Raw genomic sequence first — 4,369 nt, forward strand, 5'->3', positions numbered from 1 at the left:
AAGCGCAGACAGGAGCAACAGGCCCGCGAAGCCGAGCAGGCCGAACTGCGAGACTGCCCCTACTGCGCCGAGCCCATCAAGAAAAAGGCCATCAAATGCAAACACTGCGGCAGCGACGTGGAGCCGGAGGCCGGAAGTTCCGATGTCCAATCCATGACAACGCAGGAGTTGGAAGCGGAGGCGGCACGGCAGGCCCTTACGGAGATAAGCCAACAGTCCAAACCCAAAGTCAGCACCAAGCACGCCATGGTCTTGTTGACCGTGGGTGGAGCGCTGGTCGCCCTCATGATCTACGGGGCCATGGGGCGGGGGTAGTATGGCAACCTTAACCGACAAAACGATTTCATGAAGAAATAGCATGCACAAGATTACACAAATCACGATACGGAATTATAAATCCTGCCAAGAAGTTACTGTTGATCTGGATGATTTCACACCTTTAGTCGGCTATAATAATGCTGGGAAATCAAACATTCTTCGCGCCTTGCTTTGGGCAATAAATCCGACAAAATTCACAAAAGTTGATTGTTACGATCCAGACCGACCGGTCGAGGTCGAGTGTACGATTGATGGGATTGAGGAAGAGGTCTTCGAAGGTCTCGGACGCCACAGGGCCGCCCTTGAACCACTTTGCCAAGAAGGCAAGATAACAATCAAGATTGAGGGCAAACATGGCGATATTCCCAGCCGTTTTACTCGTTTTGCTAAGAATACTGATGGTGAATGGGTTAATCCCGGTGGAATTAAAGAGGCAATGAATGCATTCTTTCCCGACGCCGTTGTTATTTCTGCTATGGAAGATGCAACCGAGGACCTGTCTAAAAACAAATCGGGAACAACACTTGGAAAGCTCTTAGCTTGGGTCATTAAACCAATTATGGCCGAACATGAGGATTCAATCGCACAAGCCCTTGAGCAAATGAATGAACTTCTGAACGCGGAGGGCGCAACCCGTGCACGCGAACTCGCTGAATTTGATCAAGAAGCTACAAGGGCTATTCAAGACTTCTTCCCAGGCATTCTGCTAAGCATTGACGTTCCCCCTCCTTCAATTGAAACCATATTCAAGTCAGGCATCGTCCGCATGGGAGAAAAGATTCCAGGGCAAGCTCAAACTCTTTGGAGAGATGTCGCTGCACATGGACATGGAGCCCAGCGCGCGGCGCACATGGCTCTTGTAAAGCTACTTGCTGAAAAGAATACGACTGGAACGGGCCGCCGGCTTCTCTTGATTGACGAGCCAGAACTATACATGCATCCGCAGATGGTCGAACAGGTACGAATTGCGCTCAAGAACCTATCTCGGAACAACTATCAAGTGGTCTTTACAACCCATTCCCCCCTATTGGTCGAAGAAAGAGATGTACCAAAAGCGGTAATGGTTAAAAAAGATTCGACGACAACATCCGTTCGAAAAACACTCGACTCATGTTGCCGTCTATTCACTCAAGACAAAGTCGCTGGCGCTCGTAGAGAGCTTTTTGAGCTCGGGAATTCTGCGCAGCTTCTTTTTTGTGACAAAGCTCTTATTGCAGAAGGGTCTACAGAGAAAGAGATTTTACCCGACCTACTGTCGCACTTTCTGCAAACAACATTTCCTAATGAGAAAGCAGCGCTGCTCAACATAAGAGGGTGTAGTGGGATTCCCAAAACCCGGAAGATTCTTGACGCGCTCAGCATTCCTCACAAAACCATTGCGGATCTTGATTTTGCTTTCGGCTCCGCAGGGAAGGACTGCCAAGTCGCTGAATATGATAGACTCGTTCAGGAATCAAAAGCTGTGATTCAATCACTGTCAGAAAAGCATGGATTTAGACTGAACGGCGAAGGACGTCCACAAACTAAGAGTAGCAACATGACAGCCGAAGAAGCATATAACTTGTTTGCTACCTCAGACGATGGGAAAGACCTTGTTGAAGAAATTCACAATCGTTTTTTGGAAAAAGATGTTTGGCTATGGCCTTTAGGGTCGATTGAATATCATCTGGGCATGGTTGAAAAAGGCGGGGCCGCAGTCGTTCGGTGTTGCAAACAACTTGAATCGTGCTCCGAAGAAGAGTTGATTGAACAGGGCATGGACTCTGCGACTATATGCGATGCCTTGCGATGGGCACTCGATATTGTGTAGCCATCATGGAAGGGACTACTTTAATGCCAGCCCCCATGACCATCATCTCCATGCCGGACGAGGTAAACGGCGGACACATCACGGTTGCCGGCGTCTCCTACCACGACATGGACATGGCCCGGCAATGGTTCGAGCGGGTCCGTCCGCACGCCGATTCGGACGGCCCGCTCCTTTTCCACCTGGTGGGCGAGACCGGCGAAACCCTTGAAACCATCTCCATCGGCCTCGACACCGCCGAGGAGATGCTGGACACGGAACTGACCTTGGAAAAACTGCACCACCTTGCCCAGTTGCAGCAGCGCGGGGAGATGGTCACAGCGTTGGATTTGGACCAAAAGGAGATCACTCATGGCTAACATGATGCGTTGCCCCGCATGTAAAAAGAACATTTCCGTTGAAACTGAATCGTGCCCCAAATGCGGGCACCCCATAACGGATGCCGACCGGGAAAAAGATCGCAAAGCAAAAAAGAATGCGGGGATCGGATGCCTTGTCATCTTTGCGTTTTTGGCTTTGATGTACGTCATTGGACAACCCTCGTCTTCAAGCACCCCGCAGGAAACGACACGACAGAGCAGACCTGAACCGCAAAAGGATTATTCTCAATACGCCGGTCAAGTTGAACGGTTCTTCAATCAAGTTCTGGGGCATGCGCGAGCTGCAGACAATGCCGCCACAAAATTTCAAGGATACTCGCAAAAAATGGCAAAGGGACAGGGCGATCTGTTTACAGCCTATGCTCTAGCCAAGGACGCAAAGAACAAGGCTGAGTCGGCAAACCATGCTATCAGCAAAACAAGCTTGCCCGACCTGCCCAGCGAATTGAAAAGCCTTCTGCAAAAAGGACGCTCGGAATTGTCGACATGTTATTACGTAAAGGCGAACGCCTTTGAAGCAGGAATGAAGTTCCTCGACACCCAGCGCCCGTCCGCACTGGAAGAATTCAAAGAGAGGAGCGAGGAGGCCCAGACATTCATGGTTCGCGGAATTGCTAAATTGACGAGTGCAAAGATGAAGGCAGGGCTGATTGAGTAGCCATTGCCGTTGACCAAAACACTAAGCAGCATCCTCGACCCAACCAGAGTACCACCAAACAAGCCCCCGGCCGCACAACGCGACCGGGGGCTTTTCAGTTGCCAAGCTCGCCAGACAATAGCTCATCGGGACAAAATTTCCTCCGCGAGTTCGATCAATCGCTCGGACGTCACGTCATCGAAGTCGATAGCAGTCTTGATGCTGGAGCGCCACGACTGTGATATGTCTTTTGTCACTGCGAAAACATCGAACATATCCGGAGAGCGAAGCGCTAGTTGATACGCGATTGCGTCTTGAAGCAGCTGCACGTCGAGATATACGTGATCACTCTCGCACAAACGCTGTTCCAGAAAGTAGTCTTTGAAATTCTGATGCAAGCGCTGAACCCGCTCGTCTGACAGCGAAAACATATATCTATGAAATTCGAGAAACGACGTCCGCTGCGCACTCAGCGATTTATACCGCTGCGAATCCTGATTCTCTTCCAAATAGTACGGGTTCACAATCGTATACGGCCCGTTCTGCGCGACGACCTGCTTTTGCATCTTCATCGCGTATTGATTCAACCCCGACGTGAGCCCCATGGCGTCCAGCTTTTCTTGAATCGCGGCCAGGATAAAATCGTTAGCCGAGCACTTTTCCCCCGATTCGATCTGAATCGCTCCCGCTGCCCGGGCAATTGCGGGCCGCAAATCGTTGTCCGGATGAAATCTTACGACAGACTGCGGGGTTCCTTTCTTCATTGCCATTCCTGCTCTCCCTTCTTTAGATCAGATTCAAAACGAGGATGCTTTCGCCGTGTTCGTCTTCCATGCCTACGGAGTCGAATCCCATCCGGCGGCAGACTTCGCCCTTGATCCCTTGGATGTCCCAGCTCAGTTCGCCGAGGCTGTCAAAACCGAACTGTTCCAGCAGTTCCGAAGCAACATCGTCGTCGAGATCGAAAACGCTTTCATCTTCTGCGACGAGTTCCAGCATCAAGTCGGCATCGATGTCGGAAACACACCTTTCGTCGTCGATCACTGCCAGCACCAGGGCTTCAACGTCTTCGGCGTGATCGGAATAAAAAGCCAGGTGACGGAAGTCGTCGGCGCTGANGTGGCGCCCGAGGCTCATTTCAAAAACCGTTTCGCCGTGCGATTCTGCAACTTCCCGTTCCGGGCTTGCGAAGATGCCGCCGAAGCGGTTGTCAAATTCGGAGGAAAA

6 protein-coding genes are annotated in these 4,369 nt (G+C 51.0%); 4 read left to right on the forward strand and 2 right to left on the reverse strand.

Annotated features, from left to right (window positions below; translation table 11 throughout):
• The 4 genes from B149_RS18765 to B149_RS0115945 all read left to right on the forward strand — a co-directional run.
• The coding region (locus B149_RS18765) for a zinc ribbon domain-containing protein (RefSeq protein ID WP_245533232.1) at positions 1-315 on the forward strand (315 nt) is incomplete at its 5' end.
• Positions 316-358: 43 nt separating this feature from the next.
• Positions 359-2,128, forward strand: a complete 1,770-nt coding sequence (locus B149_RS0115935; protein ID WP_018126159.1) for an ATP-dependent nuclease — start codon at positions 359-361, stop codon at positions 2,126-2,128.
• 23 nt (positions 2,129-2,151) lie between these two features.
• Positions 2,152-2,484 (forward strand): hypothetical protein, encoded by a 333-nt coding sequence (locus B149_RS0115940; RefSeq protein WP_245533233.1) that lies wholly within the window; start codon positions 2,152-2,154, stop codon positions 2,482-2,484.
• Positions 2,477-3,163, forward strand: coding sequence for a zinc ribbon domain-containing protein (locus B149_RS0115945; protein WP_018126161.1), 687 nt, complete (start codon positions 2,477-2,479; stop codon positions 3,161-3,163). The genes B149_RS0115940 and B149_RS0115945 overlap by 8 nt, the downstream gene beginning before the upstream one ends.
• Before the next feature lie 122 nt (positions 3,164-3,285).
• Here the strand turns inward: B149_RS0115945 and B149_RS0115950 are convergent, their stop codons facing one another.
• Together B149_RS0115950 and B149_RS19020 are read right to left on the reverse strand one after the other, a co-directional pair.
• A complete protein-coding gene (locus B149_RS0115950; protein WP_026167679.1) occupies positions 3,286-3,912 on the reverse strand; it encodes a hypothetical protein in 627 nt (208 codons plus the stop codon).
• 16 nt (positions 3,913-3,928) lie between these two features.
• Positions 3,929-4,369, reverse strand: a 441-nt coding sequence (locus B149_RS19020; RefSeq protein ID WP_018123887.1) for an AcrIF11 family anti-CRISPR ADP-ribosyltransferase, incomplete at its 5' end; no start/stop codon positions are given.

It is taken from the genome of Desulfovibrio oxyclinae DSM 11498, assembly GCF_000375485.1.
Lineage (GTDB): Bacteria > Desulfobacterota > Desulfovibrionia > Desulfovibrionales > Desulfovibrionaceae > Pseudodesulfovibrio > Pseudodesulfovibrio oxyclinae.